Origin of the sequence: Oribacterium sp. KHPX15 (assembly GCF_900107835.1) — a bacterium.
Classification (GTDB): domain Bacteria; phylum Bacillota; class Clostridia; order Lachnospirales; family Lachnospiraceae; genus Oribacterium.
Genome location: NZ_FNRG01000001.1, coordinates 15,306 through 41,003 on the forward strand (window position 1 = coordinate 15,306; position 25,698 = coordinate 41,003).

Below are 25,698 nucleotides of genomic sequence, written 5' to 3' on the forward strand. Positions count from 1 at the left end.
ATTGAGGTCAACAATATTAAGCTCCCATATTGACTCATATCTAATGTTTGCAGATTTGTAGTCAATATGGGAGCTTTATATTTTTGACTCAATAGCAGGATTTTAATAATTGCGGTCATGATGATACTTCACAATCGTTGACTTGCTTTGGAATTTTACATAATTTGAGTCAAAGAGGCACTAGGAGATAGATGACCTCTTTTGGAAAAAGCATGATTTGAGTCAAAGAGACACCTTCAAAGTGTCTCTCGTGACTATTTATTTATATCGTGGATGAGTGGTTATCTGACTACAGCATTCTTGAAACGACAGTCTGGTAGCATCCTACAAGCACTATTCCATCCATCAGGATTTCCAACAGGAGGAAAAGGTTAGGTACGGATACTATAGCATTCGTTGCAGTTCCGCTATTTATCTTCAATGTCTTACTGGATTTTTCTGCCAAATTCCTGATCCACTTTGCCCGGAAGCAAAGCAGCAACACTGGCAGGTAGGGGAGGAAGTACCTTCCCTGGACTCCTAAGATGTAGAAGGTGTCTGCCGGGGTGTAGGATAGCAGCATGCTGGTGAGCAGTATAAAGGTCAGGAAAACAACGGTTCCTGCCATGATAATTCTTTTCCATATTTCCGGAACCGGTTCATCATGGTCATATGCTCCGGTGAGTATCGCGCCTATCCAGAATACAAAAAGGAAAGGTGTAGGTGTTATCAGGCCTCTGTCAAAAGCTCCAAGCCACATACCGACTGTGGTGCCCAGATATTGGGTGCCAAGAATCTGGAAGGTATTTCTGATGATGCGGAACACCAAAGTTTTATCCCGGAGGAGCTCCGAAAGATCATGAAGCTTTACAGTGTTTACTTCTCCTGAAGAAGTTAGCTCCGGTGCCTGGGTCACGCCGGAAGCATTGATATAACGAAGCACTTCACGGAGATTCACAAGCACGATGGAGCCGATTATCAATGCTCCGATAAGCAAAACTGTCATACCCCATCTCACAAAGCTCGGCTTCTTCCACTTTTTTATCGGAATCATGAGGCATAATGCAAAAAGCGTTGAGTATATCATCTTGCAGGGAGACAGAAGCACCGCAAGAAGCCCCATCTCCACGATGTCCCTGATTGTTATCATACGATTCTCACTTCCGACAGCGTGGTCAAGAATCACCGCTGTAAGGTAAAAGCTCAGCGCCATGATGTAGGAGTCATAGCTGTAGCTTCCCGCAATTTCAAGTGCCATGGGAAAAAGGGATACGGCAAAAAACACCTTCTTTCCGACGGGAGTCCTTTTCACGGAAAGCGCTCCGAGAACTGAGAAAAGTAAGAGGTTCATAAACCTTCCCAAAAACAGAAGTCCAAAAGCGCTGAGATTTACAAACCTTGCCAGTGTGATCCCCAGGGCCGGCATAAGATATGCAAGTGGAGTTGTTGCCACAGGCTGCTGCAGGGTAATGCTTTCTCCTTCTTCTCTCACGCCGAAGAAACCATAATCATGTATTTCCTTGTAAACTGAAGCGTCCAGTGTCTGGCCGATAACCGTTGCTTTATTCCAGTCATTGTCTCCGGGCCAGTTTACTATGTATTCGTCTTCCTTTCGGATGATGACATTTCCATCCGTATCCCTTGCGGGCTTAAGCATCAGCTTATTTGAAAGTTCATAAGCTCCGACGAAATGCAGCACTTCATCCGGGGCCGAAAGAGGCGGGAGCACCGCCGTAAAGATCATGCCCATAATAAGGATTGTCAGAAAATATATCTTATGAAGCTTAAGCATCTGATGTGCGCCCCCTGAATTCCAAAAATCTTCTAAACAACCAAAGCATATCATATTAGGGGTGTCAATTGAACTATTATATCCCGTCCGGAAAATGCAAGGGATGTGTGCCGGCCCACTCGATTGATAGCACATCGTGAGCGGTTTGTCCGTCTTGTTCGCACTGACGTGCGCCCGATACGGACAAACCACTCCCAATGTGCTCTCAACTCGCAAGCCTTGGCCCCCATCCCTTGCATTTTCCTACATTTCGATGTCGTCTCGTAATAGTTGTTTCTTGAGATTTTTATACGTTTTTAGTAGAGTTATTTAATAAAAAGCAGATTGGATATGGCTTTAAATAAAACGAATAACATTTTATGGGGTTTTTATGTCAGAGAAATCAGCTTCAAAGAGGCTTTACTATCTTGATTCATTGAAATATATCTTTTGTCTTATTATTTTCTGGACTCACTTTACGGGAGCTTTCTGGACAATGTGTGAGATTAAGCCGGATCTTCGTCCGGAGCTCCAGGCGCTTTTTCTTCCGCCGCTTTCCATACTGGTGGATTCAAATCTGGCGCTTTACGGGTTCTGTATGCTGGCAGGGTACCTGGCGGCACATAAAAAGATATCGTCTTTGAAAGACCTGCTTGTACAGTTTATCACAAGATATATCAGGTTTGTGATTCCGTTTTTCTTTATAAATCTTATTTCGTTTGTGATTTACTACACCATCGGATTTCCAACTGTCATTTCCAGTCAACTTCTGAATAACAGCTGGATAGGCACTTTCTACAATCATGCGCCAACCTTAAGCGGGCTCATCACTGCCTCACTGACCATGAGCGGCGAACTGAATGGCCCATTATGGATGATGAAGTACATCTTTTTCGGAACCTGTTTTATCTTTTTATATAATTTTGTAAGGGAACTCATAGAAAAGAAAGCATCATCCGGATCAGCGGCGGCAGTTATTATTTATGACATTATCTGTCTTCTTTGTATGATCTACAGTTTTTTTCATCTCCCGGAGCCAAACTTCTTCCACTTTCATCTGGTGCTCATGGGTGTAGTGCTGATGCGGATTAATGAACATATACAGAAAGGCAACAACTTCATGTTCCTGCCTGTTGCGATAGTGCCTGTATTTCTGGATGCCGGAGGACTCACCAATATCCTGTTTCCTTATATACATGCACATTTTCCGGAAATGAGTAAATACTTCATCTGGAACATGTACTGGGTAATAGGCTTCAGCTTTTTCCTGATACTGGGCATAATACATTCGCCCGCATTACAAAAAGCTTTGGAGATAAAGCCTTTGAGAACATTGGCTCCCTCTAACTTCTCAATTTACCTTATTCACTTTCCGCTCATAACATGCTTTTCACTTCACCTTTATATACTGATGGTGAACCGTATATCCTACAGCAAAGAGTTCATTATTTTGGCGATCACCACCTTTACAGCCCTCTTTGTAATAGCCTGGATTTATGAAAACACAGTAGGAAAATTTCAAAACAGGATGATAAAAAAGATAAATGATACAATAATGAAAACCATCTGTTTATAAACCTGTAATATTAGGAAATACCTCAAAAAAGTGGTATAATGAGTTATTAATATTTTTCGAGGAGTTATAAAGAGGCTTATTACAGAGCCCTTGTAAATATATGAAATATTTAAAACAACTGATAAGGGATATCATCGGGAGAAGGAGGATGATCCTGGATCTCGCAAAGTCAGATTTCCGAAAGAGATTTGTTGGATCCTATTTCGGGATCATCTGGATGTTTGTCCAGCCTCTCGTTACGGTAGCTATCTATGCTTTTATTTTCGGACCCTACGGCTTCAAATCGGCGCCTCCGGTTCCCAACACAAGCTACGTAATCTGGCTGATTCCCGGCCTTGTTCCCTGGTTTTACTTCAGTGAAGCCATGAACACCATAACAGGAATACTTCATGAGTACAGCTATCTCGTGAAGAAGGTTGTATTCCCTGTGGAACTTTTGCCCATCATAAAGCTGGCATCCTGTTTTTTTGTACACCTTTGCTTTATTGTCATTATGGTGGCGGCGTACCTGATCTCCGGAAAGATGCCGCAGCCAAGCTGGATACAGATCCTATACTACAGCTTTGCGGCTTCCGTTCTGGCATTGGGACTTGGTTATCTTACAAGTGCTGTTAATGTCTTCTTTAAGGACATGCAGCAGATAGTAGGGATAATGCTTCAGTTCGGCATCTGGATGTGCCCCATTATGTATGATGAGACATTATTCACAAGCCGTGCACCCTGGGTCGGAACAGTACTTAAGCTTAACCCGTTTTACTACATCGTTGCAGGGTACCGTGATTCAATGCTGACAGGGGATCCGTTCTGGATGAGACCCACACTGAGCATTTACTTTTGGGCTGTTACCCTCATCATATTTTTCATGGGACTCGGATTCTTTAAACGGGTACGCCCGCATTTCTCGGACGTTCTTTGAGAAAAAATCCATGTTCCCGGATAACGTTATACCTTCCCTAAATCAAATATATTTATTTGCATTAAGGGCATTGATTTAAGCTCTTCATGAAGAAGAGTCAAGATTCAGGAGGAATTCATGATTTACACAATACTTGCATTAGCGCATTTAATCTTTTTCTTCACAATCGGTGATATTTTTAATGCCAAAAAAATAGAAAAAGTTGAGGACAGAAGAGAAAGATCTCTTGCAACCCTTAATAAGGTGCAGGTGTTGTTTCGCAACATTCTGAATTCCTGCAAGGTTACTTATGATGTTGAAGGAATGGAGAACCTTACAAACATTCCAAAGGAAGAGGGAGTTATGTTTGTGGGTAATCACCGCTCCTATTTTGACGTGGTCATAGGCTACACACTTGTAGACAGACCTACAGGTTTTGTTGCAAAGATAGAGATGCAGAAGATTAAGCCTCTGGCAAGATGGATGGACTATGCAGGCTGTCTCATGATAGACAGAAACGATCTCAGGCAGTCCCTTAAGGTTATTCTTACAGCAATAAAGTACGTGAAAGCCGGGATCTCCATTTACATTTATCCCGAAGGAACACGTTCTCATAGTGAGACGGAGGAAGAAATGCTGCCGTTCAAGGAAGGCTCCTTCAAGATCGCAGAAAAGGCCGGCTGCAAGATAGTGCCGATTTCAATGATACACACCAGAGAAGTTTTGGAATCCCATTTTCCTTTTATTCATCCTCAGCACGTTAAGGTAAAGATCGGAGAGCCGATACTTATGAGTGAGCTTACGGAAGAAGAAAGAAATCATATCGGAAGCTATGCCAGAGACAAGGTTATAGAGGGCATAAAGGAATTGAAAGCAAAAGAAGCTTAAAGACATAATTCAGAGACTGAAAGGGACCGACACATGGAAAACAAAGAGACACTTCTGGATATCAGGGATCAGCTTGACACCATAGACAGAGACATTACCCTGCTTTACAAGAAACGTATGGATCTCTGTGCCAGGGTTGCTGAAGTAAAGATCAACAGCGGAAAAGCAGTTTTTGATCCTGCGAGAGAACAGCAGAAGCTGGATTCGGTAGCGTCTTATCTGGAAAGTGATTTTGACAAGAAGGCAATTAAGGAACTGTATCGTCAGATGATGACCATTTCCCGGAGACTTCAGTTCGGTATCATGACTCAGCACGGAAAGAACTTTGATTCCGGTTTTTCGAAAATCAGCGAGATAGATAAGACAGGAAAGAAGGCTGTATATCAGGGTGTGGAAGGTGCCTATGCCCAGCTTGCGGCATTCAAATGTTTCGGTACAGATTATGACATAGAAAGCGTTCATACCTGGAAGGACGCAGCGGACATGGTGAGAGCGGGGAAAGCCGACTATGCAGTGATCCCTATCGAAAATTCAAGCCATGGCGTGGTTTCTGACAATTTTGACCTGATGATAAAATATCCCGAACTTGCTATAATAGAGGAAGTAGATTTAAAGGTAGAACATGCACTTATGGGTGTAGAGGGAGCTTCCGTTTCGGGACTTAAGGAAGTATATTCCCACCCTCAGGCATTGGGACAGTGCAGCGATTTTTTTGATGCCCATCCCGGTATAAAGCCGGTTCCGGTTATCAATACAGCGGTTGCTGCCAAGTACGTGAAAGATAAAGGAGATGCAACTATAGCTGCATTAGCCTCGGAAAGATCTGCCGAGCTTTACGGTCTCAACATTCTTCAGAGATCAGTGAACCAGCAGAAAACAAACACCACAAGATTTCTCGTTATCGGAAAGGACAAGGTTTACACCGATAAGGCAAAGAGGATAAGCCTCTGCTTTGAAGCTCAGCACGAGCCGGGAGCTCTGTACAACATCCTCGGAAACTTTATTTTCAATGATGTCAATATGACTATGATCTCATCCCGTCCTATTCCGGAACACATCTTTGAGTATCGCTTTTTTGTTGATATCGAAGGAAGACTTGACATGCCAAATGTTATCAATGCAATTTCCGGCATGGGGGATCAGGTGTCAGAATTAAGGATACTCGGTAACTACTGATAAGGGAGTTTGCCATGGCATTTAATACTAAAAATGTTTTTGATCCGGGTAACTACACAAATCGTGAATTAAGCTGGCTTGACTTTGATGCCCGTTGTCTTTATGAGGCAAGGAATCATGACGAGCCTTTGTTTGAGAGACTGAAATTTTTAAGCATTACCGCCTCCAATCTGGATGAGTTCTATACCGTCAGAGTGGCTTCTCTCAAGGATCAGGTCAATGCCGGATATCTGAAGAAGGATATAGCCGGTATGACACCGCAGCAGCAGCTGGATGCCATCTCGGAAAAGGTTCAGGGATTTATGAGCCTGCAGTATTCAACCTACAACAGGTCCATACTGCCTGCCCTCAGGAATCAGGGACTTTACCTCATCTCCGAGCATGAGAAGCTTACTGAAGAGGAAGGCGGGTTTATCGATAAGTATTTTAAGGAGCAGGTATATCCTGTTCTTACACCGGTTGCTGTGGATTCCTCAAGGCCATTCCCGCTGGTGCTTAACAGAACCCTGAATATTGCGGCTCTGGTTAAACCCAAGAAGGTAAAGGGAAAGAGCATTACCAGCAAGAAACATAAAAAGGCAGCCGGCCTCGACATCACCCAGGACAACTTCGAGTTTGCGATGGTACAGGTGCCGAATACTCTTCCGCGTCTTGTGGAGCTTCCTGAGGAAACATTGGCAGACGGAAAGAAGCAGAGGGTCTTCATATTGCTGGAAGAGATCATAGAGCGTAATATGGGACTGCTGTTTGCGAATTACGAGATAGTCTCTACCCATTTGTTCAGAATCATGAGAAATGCCGACCTCAGTATCGATGAAGAAGAGGCAACGGATCTTCTTGAAGAGATAAAGAAACAGCTTAAGCAGCGCCGCTGGGGCGAAGTAGTGCGTCTCGAGGTGGAGGACACCATAGATAGGCGGCTTCTCAAGGTACTCCGTAAAGAGCTTGCCATTGAGAACAAAAATGATGTTTACAGGATAAACGGCCCTCTGGATCTCACCTTCCTTATGAAGCTTTATAATGTGGAAGGCTTTGAGCATCTGAAGACTCCGCCGTATGTTCCTCAGCCGGTACCGGCTCTTGATAATGAGGATTCCATATTTAAATGCATCAGGCAGAAGGATATCTTTGAGACCGTACCGTATGAAACCTTTGATTCGGTTGTAAGGCTTATTAAGGATGCCTCGAAGGATCCGGAAACCCTGGCCATAAAGATCACACTTTACAGAGTGTCGGGTAATTCCCCCATAGTAAAGGCTCTGGAGGAGGCAACCGCAAACGGCAAGGATGTTACTGCTCTCGTAGAGCTTAAAGCCCGTTTTGATGAAGAGAACAATATCCAGTGGGCAGAGCGTCTGGAAAAAGCAGGTGCTCACGTTATCTATGGACTTGTGGGACTCAAGACCCACAGTAAAATTGCTCTTGTAGTCCGCAGGGAAAAAGATGGAATCCGCAGATATGTGCATCTTGCAACCGGAAACTATAATGACAGCACGGCCAAGCTTTATACCGATCTCGGTATCTTCACCTGCCGTCCCGAATTTGGAGAGGATGCTTCCAATTTCTTTAACATGATCTCCGGATATTCTGAGCCCGAGAACTGGAATGAACTGATTCTGGCACCTTTATGGCTCAGAAAATGGGTATTGAAAAAAATACGTAAGGAAATAGAGAACGCAAAGAAAGGGCTTCCTGCTAAAATAACAGCAAAGATGAACTCACTCTGCGATCCTGAGGTTATAGGAACTCTTTATGAGGCCAGTCAGGCAGGAGTCGAGATAGACCTTATAGTCAGAGGTATATGCTGCTTAAGAGCCGGCATACCAAAACTCAGCGATCATATACGTGTGAGATCCATAGTCGGATATTTCCTTGAGCATGCCCGTATTTTCAGATTTGAAAACGGCGGGGATCCGGAGTATTATCTCGGAAGTGCAGACTGGATGCCGAGAAACCTTGACAGACGTATAGAGATTGTGTTCCCTGTTCATGACAAAGACATTCAGAACAGACTTCAGCATATCCTGGATCTGGAACTTGCGGATAATGTTAAAGCCTCTATCATGGATGAGAAAGGTGAGTATCATCACCCTGACCTGAGAGGCCGCAAGCAGATAAATTCCCAGGAGCTTCAGTGCAAAGAAGCCATGGAGCAGAGCAAAAAGCTGAAGGGCCGCAAAAAGTCTGAAAAGAAATTATTCAAACCAGTAGAACATAAAGATATTAAGAAGTAAAGACAAAAAGTAAAAGGAGTAGTTATGCCACAGATTAATATTCTTGTAGTAGATGATGAAAAGGAGATCGCCGAGCTTGTTGAGATTTATCTGGTAAGTGACGGATATAAGGTGTTCAAAGCCTATAACGCCGAGGATGGACTCAGGATTCTGGATGAGCAGGAGATCCACCTGGTACTCCTTGATATCATGATGCCGGGCATGAACGGTCTCGAGATGTGCAAGAAGATCCGTGAAAAGTCCAATATCCCTGTAATCATGCTTTCAGCAAAGTCCACAGACCTTGATAAGATCGTGGGTCTTACCGGAGGAGCTGACGATTACGTTACTAAGCCCTTCAATCCTCTGGAGCTTACAGCCAGAGTGAAGTCACAGCTTCGCAGATATACACAGTTAAATCCGAACGCTGCCAACCAGTTCACTAACAATGAGATAACCATCCGCAACATGACTATCAATAAGGATAATCACAAGGTTATCATCGACGGAGAGGATATAAAGCTTACACCTATTGAGTTTGATATACTCTTCCTTCTGGCTTCTCATCCCGGTAAGGTATTCTCCACAGATGAGATATTTGAGAAGGTATGGAACGAAAAGGTTTATGAGGCCAATAACACAGTTATGGTCCATATCCGTCGTCTCCGCGGAAAGATGAAGGAAGACAGCAGAGAAAACAAGATCATTACCACCGTTTGGGGCGTTGGATATAAGATTGAAAAATGATTTTAAGCCGGACGGAGCACTGCAGACGCAGGAGTTCCTCCGGCTTTATTTGTAGAGTGCTATCGGTGTCATGGGGAACGGTCCTCAATTGTGATTGCCACCGGGGACGGTTCTCAACTGCGAGAACCGTCCCCGGTAGTATACCCATGGCAGAGAATCATTGAGAGGTGAGACAAAGCCTTGGATAACGAAAAGAAACAAAATACCGGCAGGATCAGTACAGGGCGCGGTTACATGATGCAGATTATTGCAAATATAGGCGTTTCGGCAGTGATCACCGCAGTTCTTGAGGTCTTTCTGGTTACCAACATTACAGCCATCACAAGTTTTCTTTATCAGACGGGAAACGACTCGCAGACAGTGAAACGTTTTGCTTTCGGGTCTACGATAAGTGTCCTTCTTTTTGTGTTGTTCGGAATAGCTGTTTTTTCTTTTATCTTTTTGATGATGCAAAGGAAAACCGCAAGAGACATTGAGACCATCGCCAATGCGGTGCAGCAGATTTCGGAAGGGGATCTCACCACAAAGCTTGATGTTACAGGTGAGGGAGAGCTGACAGAGATTGCCGAAAACATCAGCCGCATGGAGAAGGATATAAGGGATCTCATTGAGAAGGAGCGAAATTCGGAGCAGTCAAAAACAGACCTTATCACCAATGTTGCTCATGATCTGAGAACTCCTCTTACATCAATTATCGGATATCTGGAACTACTCAGAAAGAACAACAGCATTTCTCCGGAAATGAGACAGAAATACCTGGATATAGCCTACAACAAATCGGAGAGACTTCAGAAGCTTATCGAAGAGCTTTTCGGATTCACCAAGCTTTCCTACGGAAAAGTGAACCTGAACATCAAAGAGGTTGATATAGTAAAGCTCCTGGCACAGCTGCTGGAGGAAAGTTATCCTAATTTCGCGAAGAACGGGCTCAGCTACGATTATGTTTCCAATACCGGATCCCAGATCATAGAAGCAGACGGTGACCTTCTGGCCCGGCTTTTTGACAATCTTATCAATAACGCCATCAAGTACGGCAAAGAGGGTAAGAGAGTAAAGGTGAATCTGCGTGCCGACAGAGAGATCGTAACCATCAAGATCGTCAATTACGGTTATGTGATTCCGGAAAAGGAACTGCCGCTTATTTTTGACAGATTTTACAGAACGGATCACAGTCGTACCACTCAGAACGGCCCCGGCGGAACGGGACTTGGACTTGCTATCGTTAAAAACATTACCGACATGCATCATGGTGCGGTTTCGGTATCTTCTGATCTTTCGGGAACAGTTTTTACTGTTAAGCTGAAGATCCACTTTGAGGAAGGGAAAGAGAATTTTGAATCCAGAAATATTGAATCCCACAATCATGACTCAAGAGGTTATGACTACAGAAGATAATGTAAGGCTCTCGTTACGCCTGCTTTCAAAGATAAAGATTATTTGCGCCGTGCTTTTCATGGTGATGGTATTTCCTCTGATAACAAAAGCGGATACCATTGACCTTTCCGTCACCTACGGGTATCAGAATACTGCCAAGGCCGGAAGATTTCTGCCCCTGAGCATTACCATAGAAAATACAAGCGAAAAGACTTTTTCAGGTTATATCCATGTGTACATGGTGGAGTCTGAGAACAGTGTTTATGAGTACAGATACAGGAAGACCGTGGAAGGAGAATCCGAGGATGTGCTTTCGGCTACCGTATCCCTCAGTTCCGGAGTGAATCAGATTCTGGTGACCGCGGAGGATTCCAAGGGAGAATTGCTTGGCTCAAGGCGAGTGGGCCTGGATGTGGCGGGCTCTGACGCGGAACTGATCATCGGCCTTATTTCCCAGAGTCCCGAAACCCTTACCTACCTTGGCGGTGTTGGTATCAATAACGGTATCCTCCGCACGAGAACAGTAACTCTTGACACAGAAAATCTGCCGAAGGACAAGAAAGAGCTTGACCAGCTGGATGTCCTTTTTATTTCCGACTATAACATTCATCTTATGACGGAGATCGAGGCTGAAACCATAATTGACTGGGTTAAAAGTGGCGGAGTCCTGGTTTTGGGAACAGGAGCAAAAGGAAATTTTGCTCTTGCGCCATACTTTGACGGTTATCTGAGGGAGCCCCTCATGCCGGGAGAAATGAAGCTCAATATGGGAGAGCAGTATTCCGGAGGATCCAATAAAAATATCCTTGATCTCAATGCTTCTGCCGTGACACTTACACGAGGAAGAGAAGTGATGTATTCCGACGGTGTCCCCATTATTTCTACTGTTACGGAAGGGACGGGAGCTATAGCTGTCTCAGGTTATGATTTTTGCGATATTCAGAGATTCGCAACGGATCAGATGTTCTATGTGGACGATCTTTTTAAGGCGATACTGGGACAGAACCGTCTGGACAAGCTGTCTGTTGCGGCATCGGAGAGAAGTCTCAAGCGTTACTGGGATATTCAGGCTCTTATGAATATGAGTGATCTCAGTAAGATCCCGGAACCTTTGTTTTATGTGACAATTCTGTCTGCTTATGTGCTTCTGGTGGGGCCGGGTCTTTATTTCTACCTCCGGACCCATGACATGATAAGGCTTTACAGACCCGGAGTTATAGTGGTTACTGCTCTGGCTGCCATGCTCGTATGGGTAATGGGCGTTGGAACCAGATTCTCAGGCCCATTCCTTACATACGCAAAGCTCAATGAAGTGTCCAAAGACAGCATTAACGAGATCGATTATGTAAATCTGAGGTCTCCCTATAACAGCACCTATACCTTTGATGTAAAATCTGAATACTATGTATATCCGGTGCTTAAAGGATCCGATTATAACGGAGATATCCAGGAGCTTTCTTTGGATTCGGAGACCGGACACACTACCATCAATAATGATCGTGACAAAACTGAGATAATCATTTCCAGGACAGATACGTTTACCGGAAGATATTTTGAGTTTAACACGAAAACACCGAATCCCGGAGGCTGCTTTACCACAGATATGGTGTACTCAAACGGCAAGGTGCAGGGTGTGCTCAAAAATGACTCGGACTATGAGCTTTCTGATGCAGCCATCCTTATCTATGGCAAGGTTATCCTTATAGGGAAACTTGGAGCAGGTGAGGAAGTTGACCTGTCGGGAAAGGACATTGTCAATGTTCCCGTCGGGGATTATCAAAGGATTGCCGATACAGTTACGGACGGTGCAAATTTCAGCTTCCTGAAATATTATATTTCCAACAACATGGCGGGATATTACGGGGATGCAAGACTTGTGGGATTTGTCCGTGAGAGCGGCCTGGGAGAACACTTAAGTTTCTCAGATCAGCTTAATTATGACAGCTACGGAGTCAGCATGGTGGTGGCATCCCTTCCTCTGGACACAAGGGTCGGGGATGAATACAGCTACAGTGTTATGTCTACGGACCCTGAGATCAGGACCGGAGATTATGACATCAGTGACAACACTATTTCTGGCGTGGTTCCTGCAGTTCTGGCTTACCACCTTGGAGAGGGCGATAACATTAGCAGTATAACCATAGAGAGTCTGAGCTCCGATGATTCAGGAAATCCGAACCACAGGATAGGAAATCTGAGACCGTTTAAGGGCTCCTTAAGCTTCTATAACAATCGTACCGGCGGTTTTGATCCCGTGGACATAGGAGATGGAGTTCTGAGCGATAAGGAGCTTACCTACTATCTTGATGAGGATAATGTTCTCGTGGTGAAGTATACACCGGGCGAGCAGAATCTGGGCATCGATGAGAGAATGTATCTTCCGATGATCACTGTCACCGTGAAGGAAAATGTTACTGTCATAAATCAGATACTTGAAAATGAAGTCGGAGGTGAGCAGCAGGAAGGTGAAGGACCGCTTCCGCTGGATGCCGATGGAAGTGTTGTTGCCGACGAAATTGCACCGTCGGTTCCTGCGGCTGTTCAGGAGACCGTTTCCGAGACTGAGAAAGGAGACAGCTGATGATCTCCCTTGAAAATGTAAAAAAGACATATGGACATATAAATGCTCTTGACGGGCTTACTATGCACATAGAAGACGGTGCCATGTATGGTTTTGTCGGTCCAAACGGAGCCGGCAAGACCACAGCAATCCAGATGATGTGCGGCCTTGATTTCCCTGATCAGGGCGTTGTCATGGTGGATGATATGGAAGCCGGTTCCAATGTCCGCAGACTTAAGAAAAGGATAGGATATGTTCCTGATTACACCGGAAGCTACCCGAATCTCCGCATCATAGAGTATATGGATTTTTTTGCGGACTGCTATGATATTAATGAGCCGAAGATAAAGAGGCGCATTCAGAAACTTCTCAATATGGTAGGACTTGCCGACAGGCAGAACCAGTTCATGGATTCCCTGAGCCGCGGAGGCCAGCAGAAGCTCAGCCTTGCAAGAGCCCTTATCCATGATCCGAAGATACTCATACTGGATGAGCCTACTGCAGGTCTTGATCCCAATACAAGATTTGAGTTCCGGCAGATAATAGCAAACCTTGCTGATACCGGAAAAACCATAGTGATTTCGTCCCATATACTTAACGAGATTTCTGAACTCTGTACCGATATAGGTATCATTGATCAGGGAAAAATCGTTATGGAAGGAAAAATCGAGGATGTACTTGATCAGGTTAATGCTTCGAACCCCATCATCATCTCAGTCTCGGGTAATCTTAGTTCGGCGCTTACTACATTGCGGGCTGACAAGATGGTTAAGTCTGTGAGCATCCGTAACAAGGATCTCCTTATCACATACGGGGGTTCAGACCGGGATGAGGCTCTGCTTCTGAAAAAGCTTGTTGAGGCAGGGGTTAATATCAAAGGTTTCCATCGTGAGAAGGGAAATCTGGAGTCGTTGTTCCTGCAACTTACGGGAGCCAGGGAGGAAAGGAGGGTGACCTACTATGAAGCTGAGTCCGATTTTTAAAAAGGATGAGATAACAAGCGTCAGAAGATATTTTCTTCCTTTTCTTATCACTCTGGTAAATGGCTGCCTTGCCTTTCTTGTACTTGTGAATCTTTTCTATGTTTCGAAAAACGCAAGAGCAACGGGGGAGATATCTTATATCAATTTCCTGAGAATCTACTATATCGCAGCAGCAGCTGAACTGCTCCTTATACTTCTCATAGCACCGGCCCTTACCTCTTCTTCCATTTCGGGAGAAAGAGAGAGGAAGACCCTGGGCCTGCTTCTGACGACTCAGCTGGATCCCTGGGATATAGTGATCGGTAAGTTTCTGGGAGCATTGAGTACACTGCTTCTTCTGGCCATCACCTCCATACCCATACTTTCAACTGTGTATATATATGGAGGGATTACACTTACCGAGGTTTTGCAGTATACAGGGGCCCTCATGGTGACGGCAGTCTTTTGCACCAGTGTAGGGATCATGGGAAGTTCTCTCGTAAACAGTACTGCAGCGGCCAATGCCATAGCGTATGTGATCATATTTATCAGCTATGCATTGATTATAGTGTCATATATATTTAAGGACGCCATGGGCATAAGTGAGGCGAGACTTATTTCTGAAGCAGTAGCCGCTATGCTCCTGTTGTCGGCATTTATGCTTTACATCAGTAAGAGACAGATTACGCCGCGAAGGAGAAAGAAGATAAAGGAAGGATAGAAGAAGCTCGGATTTGGACATAGGTGACATGAAGAAATGACTTTTATTGAGCCAATCAGATTGACGCCGGCATATCAGATATTCCGGATAAAAAACATTGATATATGAGGAACAAATCGACATATGATCAGAGAGGTAAATATGAGCAGTAGGCGGTGGATATTTCTGGTGCTGACTCTGCTGTGGATGCTGGTGATATTTTTAATGTCTTCGCAGCCTGCTGATGACTCCACTGAAACGAGTTTGTATGTGGGAGAAACCATAGGAAAAGTTTTTGTGCCGGGATACACCGGGTGGTCACCGGAGGAACAGATTGAATTTGCCGAACATATCGATCATCCTGTGAGAAAAGCAGCCCATGCCACGGAGTATACGGTACTTGGTATCCTTTTGTTTATGACCTGCCGGAGCAGTTTTGGAATGAATCTTAAAGATTCCTTCAGGATAGCTTTTTTAACAGGAACAATCTATGCCGCAACAGATGAGTTTCACCAATTGTTTGTGCCCGGAAGAGCAGGAATGATCTCTGATGTTCTCATCGATTCCATGGGAGTATTGTTTGGATGCCTCGTGATCTATGCCTTGTACAAGGTTTTCAGGAAGAATTGAAATGTACTCTCAGAGAATGTGCCGCCAATTCTTAAGTGGTCATGATACAATGTTGATCCGATGACAGATTAACAAAGCTTTTAAATATATCAGTGCTATAACTGGGATTTATACAACCGGGGTTTTGCCCCGGTTTTTCTTTTGTCTTCGGTTGAAAAGGACTTATGGATATGATTATAATGATGTAGAAACTCTACGGGACAGGTGAAAAGGTGGCAGTACAACCCGACGGTGGAATCTGCTCCCGAGGTATCGTTGTTTCAACAAAAACACAGAGGTGTAATATTTATGAGCTGTATTATGATCGGCATCGCCGGCGGTTCCGGTTCCGGCAAGTCAACATTTACAAACAGGATCAAAGCTGAATTCGGAGATAAGGTAACTGTCATTTATCATGATAATTACTATAAGTCCAATGACGGAATACCTTTTGAGATACGTCAGAAAAACAATTATGATTCTCCCGAGGCATTTGAAACGGATCTTCTGATCTCACATTTAAAGGCCCTGAGACGTGGAGAAACGGTACAGTGTCCGGTTTATGATTATTCACAGCATAATCGTACAGACAAGACCGTAGAACTTAAGCCTTCAAAGATAATCATTGTGGAAGGCATCCTGGTTCTTGAGAATCCCGAGCTTCGTTCACTTTTTGATATAAAGATTTATGTTGAAGCTGATGCCGATGAGCGAATCATCAGACGAATCATCAGGGATGTTAAGGAAAGAGGCAGACAGGTTGAGGACATATCCACCCAGTATCTCACAACCGTAAAGCCTATGCATTATCTTTATGTTGAACCTACAAAGGCTATGGCGGATATCGTCATCAACAGTGGAATGAATGATGTGGCATTCGATCTTATGAAAACAAAAATCAGCAGTCTTTTAAAAAATGGAGCCGATTAGACCTGCATCTGTATGGCAGAAACAAACGGCAAAAACATACGTATATAGATGAGGAGGAAACAGTACCAATGCTTTACAATAGTACACGTGGCGGAGAAACAGGCCTGCAGGCATCAGAGGCTATACTTAAGGGACTTGCCGATGACGGCGGATTATTTATGCCGGAGTCACTTCCGAAGCTTTCAAAATCTTTAAAGGAGCTCAGCGGCATGTCCTATCAGGATCTTGCTTATGAGGTAATGAAAGAGTTCCTTACGGATTTCACGGAGGAGGAGCTTCGTCACTGCATCAACTCTGCTTATGACGAGAAATTTGAGACTCCGGAGATAGCTCCCCTTGTAAAGAAGGACGATGCATATTTCCTTGAGCTTTTCCACGGAAGAACCATTGCCTTTAAGGATATGGCACTTTCCATACTTCCTCACCTCATGGTGACAAGTGCAAGAAAGAACAATGTTACCGACAAGATCGTTATCCTTACAGCCACCTCCGGCGATACCGGAAAGGCTGCCATGGCAGGCTTCAGTGATGTGCCGGGTACAGAGATCATAGTTTTCTATCCTTACGGCGGTGTATCAAAGTTCCAGGAGCTTCAGATGCGTACAGAGCCGGGGCTCAATACTCATGCGGCAGCTATCCATGGCAATTTCGATGATGCTCAGACAGGAGTTAAGAAGATATTCGGAGATAAGGAGTTCGCAAAGAAACTGAAGGACAAGGGTGTTATCCTGAGCTCTGCAAACTCCATCAATATAGGACGTCTCGTTCCCCAGGTTGCATACTATGTTTATGCTTACGCCAAGCTAATTGCCACAGGTGAGGTCGAAGACGGTGAGAAGATCAATGTCTGCGTTCCTACAGGTAACTTCGGAAACATCCTTGCGGCTTACCTCGCAAAGCATATGGGTGTTCCTATCGAGAAGCTGATCTGTGCTTCCAATGAGAACAGAGTGCTTACCGATTTCTTCGGAACCGGAAAGTATGACAGGAACCGTCCGTTTATCCTGACCTCAAGTCCTTCCATGGATATCCTTATCAGTTCAAATCTTGAGCGTCTCATATATCTCAGCACAGGTCGTTCCGCTGAGAAGACAGCCAAGCTTATGGCTGACCTTAAGGAGACCGGCGTTTACGAGATTACTGATGAGATGCGTTCCTTTATCAAGGATTTCGTGGGTGGCTATGCTGATGAGGAGTCTGTATTTGCCTCCATCAGGGCTCTCAAGGAGAAGACCGGTTATGTTATCGATCCTCACACAGCGGTTGCCAAGGCGGTTTATGATAACTATGTTAAGGAAAGCGGTGACAAGACAAAGACTGTTATCGCTTCGACAGCGAGTCCTTTCAAGTTCTCTCCTAATGTCATGAAGGCCCTGGGCGAGAACGGCGATGATGAGGATGTGTTCAAGGTTATCGATGCGCTTCAGAAGATTGCGGGTGTTCCCGAGCCGAGAGCAATTAAGGATGTACGAAGCGCGGAGATTCGCCACAACACAGTCTGTGAGATAGCAGATATGGAAGATGTTGTTGAGAAGTTTCTCTTCGAATAAATGATATATGGTTTGCCGGCAGCATTTTTAGAATGTTGCCGGCTTTTTTTATAAGTATAAAATATATGGTTTTTGTATATTTTTAATAATGCAGAGTACCATATTGGCGGAAAAAATGCTATTATAGACCAAGATGATTTTTTCACCGCTAATTTGTTTAGTGATGATATTTTCGGCTTTTTGGAAAAATGGTATTTGTAAGGGCATGATGCGAAATTTTTAACAATCTTTTATGTTCTTATAGAAATACAATACATAGTATGTTAATATATTAACAGGCTATGTAAAAGTAATTACATTAGGAGGAAATCAAATGTTAGTAAACGCAAAGGACATGCTGGACAAGGCACTTGCAGGACACTATGCAATCCCACAGTTCAACATCAACAATCTCGAGTGGACAAAGTCAATTCTTCTTGCTTGTGAAGAGTGCAAGTCACCTGTAATCCTCGGTGTATCTGAGGGTGCCGGCAAGTACATGACAGGCTTCAAGACAGTAGTTGCTATGGTTAAGGCTATGGATGAGTCTCTTGGAATCACAGTTCCTGTAGCTCTTCACCTTGATCACGGTACATACGAAGGCTCCAAGGCTTGTATCGAAGCTGGATTTACTTCTATCATGTTCGATGGTTCTCACTATGATATTAATGAGAACGTTGAGAAGACAAAAGAACTTGTTAAGACTGCTCATGATTTAGGCATTTCTATTGAGGCTGAAGTTGGCGGCATCGGTGGTGTAGAAGACGGTGTTGCATCTGACGGTGAGAAGGCTGATCCTAATGAGTGCAAGATGATCGCTGATCTCGGAATCGATTTCCTTGCTGCAGGTATCGGAAACATTCACGGTGTATATCCTGCTGACTGGAAGGGTCTTGATTTTGATGTTCTTGCAGCTATCAAGGATAAGATTGGTGAGCTTCCACTGGTTCTTCACGGCGGTTCAGGTATCCCTGAGGATCAGATCAAGAAGGCTATCTCTCTCGGTGTTTCAAAGATCAATGTAAACACAGAGCTTCAGCTTGTATTTGCTAAGGCTACAAGAGAGTACGTTGAGGCTGGCAAGGATAAGGAAGGCAAGGGCTATGACCCTCGTAAGCTCCTTAAGCCGGGCACAGAGGCTATCATTGCAGAGTGCAAGAACAAGATCAATATCTTCGGTTCTGCTAACAAGGCTTGATAAGCAAAATAATAAATTTTCAAAAGCTGTCGGAATGAAAGTTCCGGCAGCTTTTTCATCACATTAACCAATGTCTTTAATGAAAAGCAGAATATTTTTTTCTTGCCACACTGTTATTCGGTGGTTTACAATCAGCACAGCACAACTAAATATACAAAGACAAGGGTGTTAAAAGGAGATTTGAGAATGAATGATGTTCTGAATGTTGCTGAAATCTTTGGCGAAGATGTATTCAACGACAAGGTTATGCAGGAACGTCTTCCGAAGGCTGTTTATAAGAAGCTTAAGAAGACAATCACTGAGGGCTATGAACTTGATCCGACTATTGCTGATTCCGTTGCTCAGGCTATGAAGGAGTGGGCTCTCGAGCATGGCGCCACTCATTATACCCACTGGTTCCAGCCGCTTACGGGTATAACTGCCGAAAAGCATGATTCCTTTATTTCAGCTGCCGATCAAAACGGAAAGGTCATCATGGAGTTTTCCGGCAAAGAGCTTGTCCGCAGTGAAACAGATGCATCATCTTTTCCTTCCGGCGGACTTCGTGCAACATTCGAGGCCAGAGGTTATACCATCTGGGATTGCACAAGCCCTGCATTTTTACGCCACGAAGGTGATAACAGAGACATTGTCACCCTTTGCATTCCTACTTCTTTTTGCTCCTTCGGCGGTGAGGCGCTTGATACCAAGACTCCGCTTCTCCGTTCAATGCAGGCTGTAAATGAACAGGCCCTGCGTATTCTTCGTCTTTTTGGAAATACAAGCTCTAAAAGTGTCAAGCCTTCTGTAGGTGCCGAGCAGGAGTATTTCCTCGTAGATCGTAACAAATATTTAAAGCGTAAAGACCTTATCTATACAGGCCGTACCCTGTTTGGCGTGATGCCTGCAAAGGGTCAGGAGCTTGATGATCACTATTTTGGTTCCATCAGACACAGAATCGCCGAGTTCATGCGTGATGTAGACATTCAGCTTTGGAAACTCGGAGTAACGGCAAAAACAGAACATAATGAAGTTGCACCGGCACAGCATGAGCTTGCGCCTGTTTATGATGAGGCAAATCTTGCTGTAGATCATAACCAGCTGTTGATGGAGGTAATGAAGAAGACTGCGCCCAAGCACGGCCTTGAGTGTCTTCTCCACGAAAAGCCATTTGAAGGAATCAATGGTTCCGGTAAGCACAATAACTGGTCACTTACTACAGACGACGGCATTAACCTCATGAGCCCGGGAGATACACCTCATGAAAATGTTCAGTTCCTGTTGGTTCTGGCCTGCGTTCTTGCGGCGGTTGACAAGCATGCGGATCTTCTCAGACTCAGCGCCGCAGACGTGGGAAATGAGCACAGACTGGGAGCTGATGAGGCACCTCCTGCAATCATTTCCGCGTTTATCGGAACACAGCTTGAGGATGTGGTGGAGCAGCTCATCGGTCAGGGCTACGCTACAAAGTCAAAGAAGGGCAAGAAGCTTCCTACCGGTGTCAACACCATGCCGGATCTCTATGCTGACGTTACAGACCGTAACCGTACATCACCATTTGCCTTCACCGGAAACAAATTCGAGTTCCGTATGGTAGGTTCCAGCGATTCCATTGCCGAGGCCAATATAATCCTCGATGCAATAGTGGCTGAGCAGTTCAAAGAGGCTGCGGATGTTCTTGAGAAGGCAGAGGATTTCAAAACTGCTTGCCACGACTACATTAAGAAGCTTCTTACAGAGCACCAGAGAATCATCTTCAACGGCAACGGTTACAGCGAAGAGTGGGTTAAGGAAGCCGAGAGACGCGGACTTCCGAATCTTCCGTCAATGGTTGATGCCATACCTGCACTCACAACCGAAAAAGCTGTTAAGCTCTTCAAAGAATTTGGCATTTACACTCAGCCGGAGCTTGAGAGCCGCACAGAGGTTGAGTATGAGCACTATGTAAAGGTAACCAACATTGAAGCCCGTGCCATGATCAATATCTCCGGAAAGCAGATTATTCCGGCGGTTATTCACTACACCACAAGACTTGCGGATTCTGTGAATAAGGTCGTGAAGGCCTGCCCTGATGCCAATGTTTCTGTTCAGAAGACTCTCCTTGAAAGAGCTTCAAAGCTTCTCGGGGACATGGAGGATGCACGTACCGATCTTTACGAGAAGGTTGAGAAGTACGGCAAGGAGAAGAATGCCGAGAAGAAGGCTCATAAATACCACGATGTTATCGTTCCTGCCATGAAGGCTCTGAGAGCTCCCGTTGACGAGCTTGAGCAGATCGTGGACAAGGATCTGTGGCCATATCCAAGCTATGGCGACCTCATCTTCGAGGTTTCTGAGCCGTAAATGTATTATAAGACGGACGAGAAAATGCAAGGGACGCGTGGCGGCCCACGAGATTGAAATGGTGCAGAAAATGCAGGGGACGTGCGACGGCCCACGAGATTGAAAGTACATCCTAATAGGCGTGTCCGTACCCGATCACACTTACGTGTGTCGTGTACGGACACGCCTATTAGTCTGTTCTTTCAACTCGAGAAAGGAGAAAATGCCATTGGAATGCGCTACGCGCAGGCATTTTCGTTTGATTTCGGCTTACGCCGAAACAGCCTCGCCGCCTGGGGGCATCAGCATTTCTTACGAAACGCTGATAAAGCAAGCCTTGCCACCCATCCCTTGCATTTTCTCTGACTTTGACTGACTGTTCCTTGCCTCAAAATTCGATTTTGGGAATATAGGTCATGGTAAGGTTGATAGTTCCTTGCCTCAAAATTCAAATTCTGGGATATAAGTCATGATAAGACAGATCCTTTCTTGACTCATAATCTGATTTTATGGAAATAGGTCATATATAAGTGGACTCATTCATGACCTATAACTCCATTATTTAGATTTGGGTCATGATAAGACAGAGGGTTCCTTACCTCATAATTTGTTTTTTGGGATATAGGTCATGGCAAGACTGATCTCTTATTGACTCATAATTCGGTTTTTACGAAATAGGTCATGTAGAAGCAATTAAACCTCATGACCTATAACTCATTTTTGGAGATATAGGTCATTGAAGATCATATTGTTCATTGATTCATATTCCGTAATGGAGATATAAAGTCATTTTTTATACCGGGTAAAGAATTTCTTATACCGGGTAAATGAATTTGAGACCTTAATGTGACGATGGTACATAAGGTGAATACTTGAAATCATGAGAAGATGATGGTATCATGTTCAAAAACAAGGAAGATTTTGTTGATTTGAACAAAACATGAGGCGTATTGCCGAAGGAAGAGATACGAGTAAGGCGTATTGCCAGAAGGAAGAGATATGAGTAAGGCGAGCAGGGAATCGATTATTATTTTAAGGACTCTTTTTGAAAACAGGGAGAGTACCCAGAGGGATATTGCACAGCAGCTGGAGGTGTCGCTGGGGAAGACCAACAAGCTTATAGCGGAAACGGTTGAAGAGGGGCTTCTGTCGAAGGTGGAGAGCTCGGAGGGAAGGGGAAGAAATGTCTCTTACGAGATAACCGAAACGGGAAGAAGGATGCTGGAGAAGTATCGGGTGGAAAGAGCGCTGATACTGGCTTCAGGATTCGGATCAAGGTTTGTGCCGCTTACTTATGAGACACCCAAGGGACTCCTTGAGGTTTTTGGGGAGCGCATGATCGAGCGTCAGATAAGGCAGCTTCATGAAGTGGGGGTCAGAGACATTACCATCATGGTGGGATACCTCAAGGAGAAGTTTGATTATCTCATCGATAAGTATGATGTAAAGCTTATCTATAATCCTGAATACAGTGATAAAAATACGCTTGCGACTTTGTATCATGCGAAGAATGTCCTTAAGGGTAAAAACTGCTATATTCTGTCTTCCGATAACTGGATGAGGGACAATATTTATCACAGTTTCGAGGCGGATACCTGGTATGCGGCAACCTTTATGAAGGGGGAGACCCGTGAGTGGGCCATGGAGACCGGGAAGAACGGTGCCATAAAGGATGTGCGCGTGGGCGGCTGTGACAAGTGGTGTATGTACGGTCCGGTTTATCTCACAAAGGAATTTTCGGAAGCATTTCTTCCGCTTATTGAAGCTTACTACAAGATGCCCGGAACCGAGCAGTTCTACTGGGAGGATGTTCTCATCAGAAACCTTAAGAACCTTCCGGATATCTATATTAACAAGCAGCCGGAGGGCGTGGTTTACGAATTTGAAAACCTGGAGGAGCTCCGACGTTTTGACGAGAAGTATGTTAACAATTCAGGTTCCAAGGCCATGCAGCTGGTTTCGGAAATATTCGGAATTCCGGAGTCGGAGATCATAAACATTAAGTGCCTGAAGGCGGGTATGACCAATAAGTCCTGGTATTTTAATGTTTCGGATTCGGAGGAAATCTCTGAGAAGTACAGGAACAAAGCCTTTATATGCCGTATCCCCGGACCCGGAACGGAGAAGCTTATTAACCGTCGGCAGGAGGGTGAGGTTTACAAAGCTGTGGCAGGACTTGATATAACTGAAGAGCTTGTGTATTTTGACGCGGAAAGCGGATACAAGATTTCGAGATATTATCATGGGGCAAGAAACGCGGATTTTGATAATGTCGAGGAGCTTTCACAGTGCATGTCGGTGCTCAAAAAGCTTCATAATTCCGGCATAAAGCTTGGTCATGATTTTGACCTTAAGAGAGAGCTGGGCAATTACGAAAAGGATATAAAAGAGGCGGGGGCGGAGGTGCCCTACGAAGATTATCCGGCTGTAAGGATGAAGGCTGAGGAGGTTCTCGGCTGGATCGATTCTCTGAACAGACCGAAGACCATAGCTCATATTGATTCTGTAAAGGATAATTTCATTTTTACTGATGAAGGCTTAAAGATGATCGACTGGGAGTATGCGGGAATGGCGGATCCTTTGCTGGATCTTGCTATGTCGGCGATCTATTCTTACATGAGCTTCGATAAGGCGAAAGAGCTCGTCAGGGTGTATGCCGCGGCACCGACAGATGCACTTACAGAGCCAGAGCTGCAGAAGATTTTCGAGTCACGTGGAGGCATTGCCCTAAATGGACTTTCACCGGACGACGCTTATGCAATTGTGATTGCTTATATGGGTCTCGGCGGACTTCTCTGGGCGCTTTGGGGGATTTACAAGATGGCTCTGGGAGAAAGTTTCGGAGATTACACCCTTAAGATGTACAGGTATTTCAAGGACTCCTACAAAATCTTACGAAAACTAGAAAAATTTTAATGTAATAGAAAAAGACTTACGCTTGAATGCGTGATAAAATTTCTATAGATGATTTTGGGGGTGTCTTATGATTAAGAATATAAAATCAAAACTGGGAATAGCCGGACTTAGTATCGTGATTGGATGCAGTGCTTTTGCATCGATGGCATTTGCCGGCTGGGGTCAGAAAGACGGAAAATATTATTACGTAGACGAGTCAACCAACGAAAAGATCAGCAATAAGTGGATACATACTTCTTCAGGCTACTACTACATCGGAAACGATGGATACATGGTAACGGGCTGGAAGAAGATCAATGATAACTGGCACTATTTCAGAAGCAACGGCCTCATGGCAACCGGCTGGAGACAGATAGACAACAAGTGGTATTATCTTCAGTCAGACGGTGTTATGCAGACCGGATGGCTCAAACTCACAGAAGGTACAGAGACCAAGTGGTATTATCTGAAGTCCAACGGAACCATGACTACAGGCTGGATCGAGCTCAACGATAAGTGGTATTATTTCCAGCCGGGAGACGGAACCCTCGTTATGGATTCCTGGGCGAAGATCGATGGCAAGTGGTATCGTTTTGAGTCCAATGGTGTTATGCAGACCGGATGGTATTCCAACAACGGTTCTTACTATTATCTCAATGCTCAGGGCGTTATGCAGACAGGCTGGAAGAAAGATGCTTCCGGCAATAAGTATTATCTTGATACTGAGAACGGCAAGATGGCTCAGGGCTTTAAGGAGATCGATGGCGCGAAGTACTATTTTGCACAGAACGGCAAGATGGTAGTGGGATGGCTTGAGTATGAAGGCTCTTACTATTACTTCAAGGATGGCAAGATGCAGAAGAACAAGACTCTCACCATTGACGGCACTGAGTACAAGTTCAACAGCGACGGTGAATGCACAAGTTCGGTAGACGGAGTTTCCGTTACACATGCATCAACAGGATCATCAGACAGCTCTGATTCTGTTACATCACCGGGAGGAACAACCTCAGGAAGCAGCAGTAGCAGCACAGTATCCGGCAGCAATGGAACCAGCACAACTACAACAACCACAACAACCACTACAGTGACAACAACAGGAAATACCGGCACAACAAATGCTGCCTCCACAACACTTGCAAGCGGCACGGTTGGTGAAGGACCTGATTCCAATACTTCAGTAACTACATCACCTTCTTCCGGCACAAGTGCCGTAACCGCAACATCGCCATCATCTTCTACATCTACTTCAGGCAATGTTGTTTCAGCAACGGTTGCTCCGTCGGATACTACCACATCAACTACTAATGTGTCCGCTTCCGTTAACAGTGGTTCTTCAGTAAACATAAATGCAGGTTCAACAACCGGACCTAAGTGATTAAAATCCGTGGCATA

The 25,698-nt window shown here is 44.6% G+C and carries 18 protein-coding genes; 17 read left to right on the forward strand and 1 reads right to left on the reverse strand.

Annotated elements, in window-relative coordinates:
* Positions 1-289: 289 nt before the first annotated feature.
* Positions 290-1,771, reverse strand: coding sequence for a DUF2142 domain-containing protein (locus tag BLV86_RS00065; protein ID WP_175456403.1), 1,482 nt, complete (start codon positions 1,769-1,771; stop codon positions 290-292).
* Positions 1,772-2,141: 370 nt separating this feature from the next.
* Here BLV86_RS00065 and BLV86_RS00070 point away from each other — a divergent pair, with 370 nt between their 5' ends.
* The 17 genes from BLV86_RS00070 (at position 2,142) to BLV86_RS00150 (ending at position 25,681) form a co-directional block, all read left to right on the forward strand.
* Positions 2,142-3,326 carry an acyltransferase family protein gene (locus BLV86_RS00070; RefSeq protein WP_090814678.1) on the forward strand — a complete coding sequence of 395 codons (1,185 nt, stop codon included), beginning with the start codon at positions 2,142-2,144 and terminating at the stop codon, positions 3,324-3,326.
* 100 nt (positions 3,327-3,426) lie between these two features.
* Positions 3,427-4,242, forward strand: coding sequence for an ABC transporter permease (locus BLV86_RS00075; RefSeq protein WP_090814679.1), 816 nt, complete (start codon positions 3,427-3,429; stop codon positions 4,240-4,242).
* Positions 4,243-4,359: 117 nt separating this feature from the next.
* The gene (locus BLV86_RS00080) at positions 4,360-5,109 is read left to right on the forward strand and encodes a lysophospholipid acyltransferase family protein (protein WP_090814680.1); all 750 of its coding nucleotides are present in this window, start codon (positions 4,360-4,362) and stop codon (positions 5,107-5,109) included.
* 33 nt (positions 5,110-5,142) lie between these two features.
* Positions 5,143-6,285: a prephenate dehydratase gene (pheA, locus tag BLV86_RS00085; RefSeq protein WP_090814681.1), complete on the forward strand. Its 1,143-nt coding sequence runs from the start codon at positions 5,143-5,145 to the stop codon at positions 6,283-6,285.
* Positions 6,286-6,299: 14 nt separating this feature from the next.
* Entirely contained in the window at positions 6,300-8,519 is a 2,220-nt protein-coding gene (locus BLV86_RS00090; protein ID WP_090814682.1) for an RNA degradosome polyphosphate kinase, read from the forward strand.
* A 24-nt stretch (positions 8,520-8,543) separates the two neighbouring features.
* Positions 8,544-9,245: a response regulator transcription factor gene (locus BLV86_RS00095; protein WP_031548240.1), complete on the forward strand. Its 702-nt coding sequence runs from the start codon at positions 8,544-8,546 to the stop codon at positions 9,243-9,245.
* A 180-nt stretch (positions 9,246-9,425) separates the two neighbouring features.
* Entirely contained in the window at positions 9,426-10,640 is a 1,215-nt protein-coding gene (locus BLV86_RS00100; RefSeq protein WP_330373075.1) for a sensor histidine kinase, read from the forward strand.
* On the forward strand, positions 10,624-13,200 hold the full coding sequence (locus BLV86_RS00105) for a hypothetical protein (RefSeq protein ID WP_090814683.1): 2,577 nt from the start codon (positions 10,624-10,626) through the stop codon (positions 13,198-13,200). Before BLV86_RS00100 ends, BLV86_RS00105 begins: the two co-directional genes overlap by 17 nt.
* Positions 13,200-14,162, forward strand: a complete 963-nt coding sequence (locus BLV86_RS00110; RefSeq protein ID WP_090814684.1) for an ABC transporter ATP-binding protein — start codon at positions 13,200-13,202, stop codon at positions 14,160-14,162. Before BLV86_RS00105 ends, BLV86_RS00110 begins: the two co-directional genes overlap by 1 nt.
* Positions 14,140-14,862, forward strand: a complete 723-nt coding sequence (locus tag BLV86_RS00115) for an ABC transporter permease subunit (protein WP_049962222.1) — start codon at positions 14,140-14,142, stop codon at positions 14,860-14,862. The genes BLV86_RS00110 and BLV86_RS00115 overlap by 23 nt, the downstream gene beginning before the upstream one ends.
* Before the next feature lie 141 nt (positions 14,863-15,003).
* The gene (locus tag BLV86_RS00120) at positions 15,004-15,471 is read left to right on the forward strand and encodes a VanZ family protein (protein WP_175456404.1); all 468 of its coding nucleotides are present in this window, start codon (positions 15,004-15,006) and stop codon (positions 15,469-15,471) included.
* 288 nt (positions 15,472-15,759) lie between these two features.
* Positions 15,760-16,380 carry a uridine kinase gene (udk, locus tag BLV86_RS00125; RefSeq protein WP_031548252.1) on the forward strand — a complete coding sequence of 207 codons (621 nt, stop codon included), beginning with the start codon at positions 15,760-15,762 and terminating at the stop codon, positions 16,378-16,380.
* 68 nt (positions 16,381-16,448) lie between these two features.
* Positions 16,449-17,930: a threonine synthase gene (gene thrC / locus BLV86_RS00130; protein WP_090814686.1), complete on the forward strand. Its 1,482-nt coding sequence runs from the start codon at positions 16,449-16,451 to the stop codon at positions 17,928-17,930.
* Positions 17,931-18,243: 313 nt separating this feature from the next.
* A complete protein-coding gene (gene fba / locus BLV86_RS00135; RefSeq protein ID WP_031548256.1) occupies positions 18,244-19,107 on the forward strand; it encodes a class II fructose-1,6-bisphosphate aldolase in 864 nt (287 codons plus the stop codon).
* Positions 19,108-19,293: 186 nt separating this feature from the next.
* Entirely contained in the window at positions 19,294-21,429 is a 2,136-nt protein-coding gene (locus BLV86_RS00140) for a glutamine synthetase III family protein (RefSeq protein WP_031548257.1), read from the forward strand.
* Between the two features lie 978 nt (positions 21,430-22,407).
* Positions 22,408-24,324: a sugar phosphate nucleotidyltransferase gene (locus tag BLV86_RS00145; RefSeq protein WP_090814687.1), complete on the forward strand. Its 1,917-nt coding sequence runs from the start codon at positions 22,408-22,410 to the stop codon at positions 24,322-24,324.
* Positions 24,325-24,391: 67 nt separating this feature from the next.
* A complete protein-coding gene (locus tag BLV86_RS00150) occupies positions 24,392-25,681 on the forward strand; it encodes a PspC-like choline-binding domain-containing protein (protein ID WP_090814688.1) in 1,290 nt (429 codons plus the stop codon).
* Positions 25,682-25,698 lie beyond the last annotated feature (17 nt).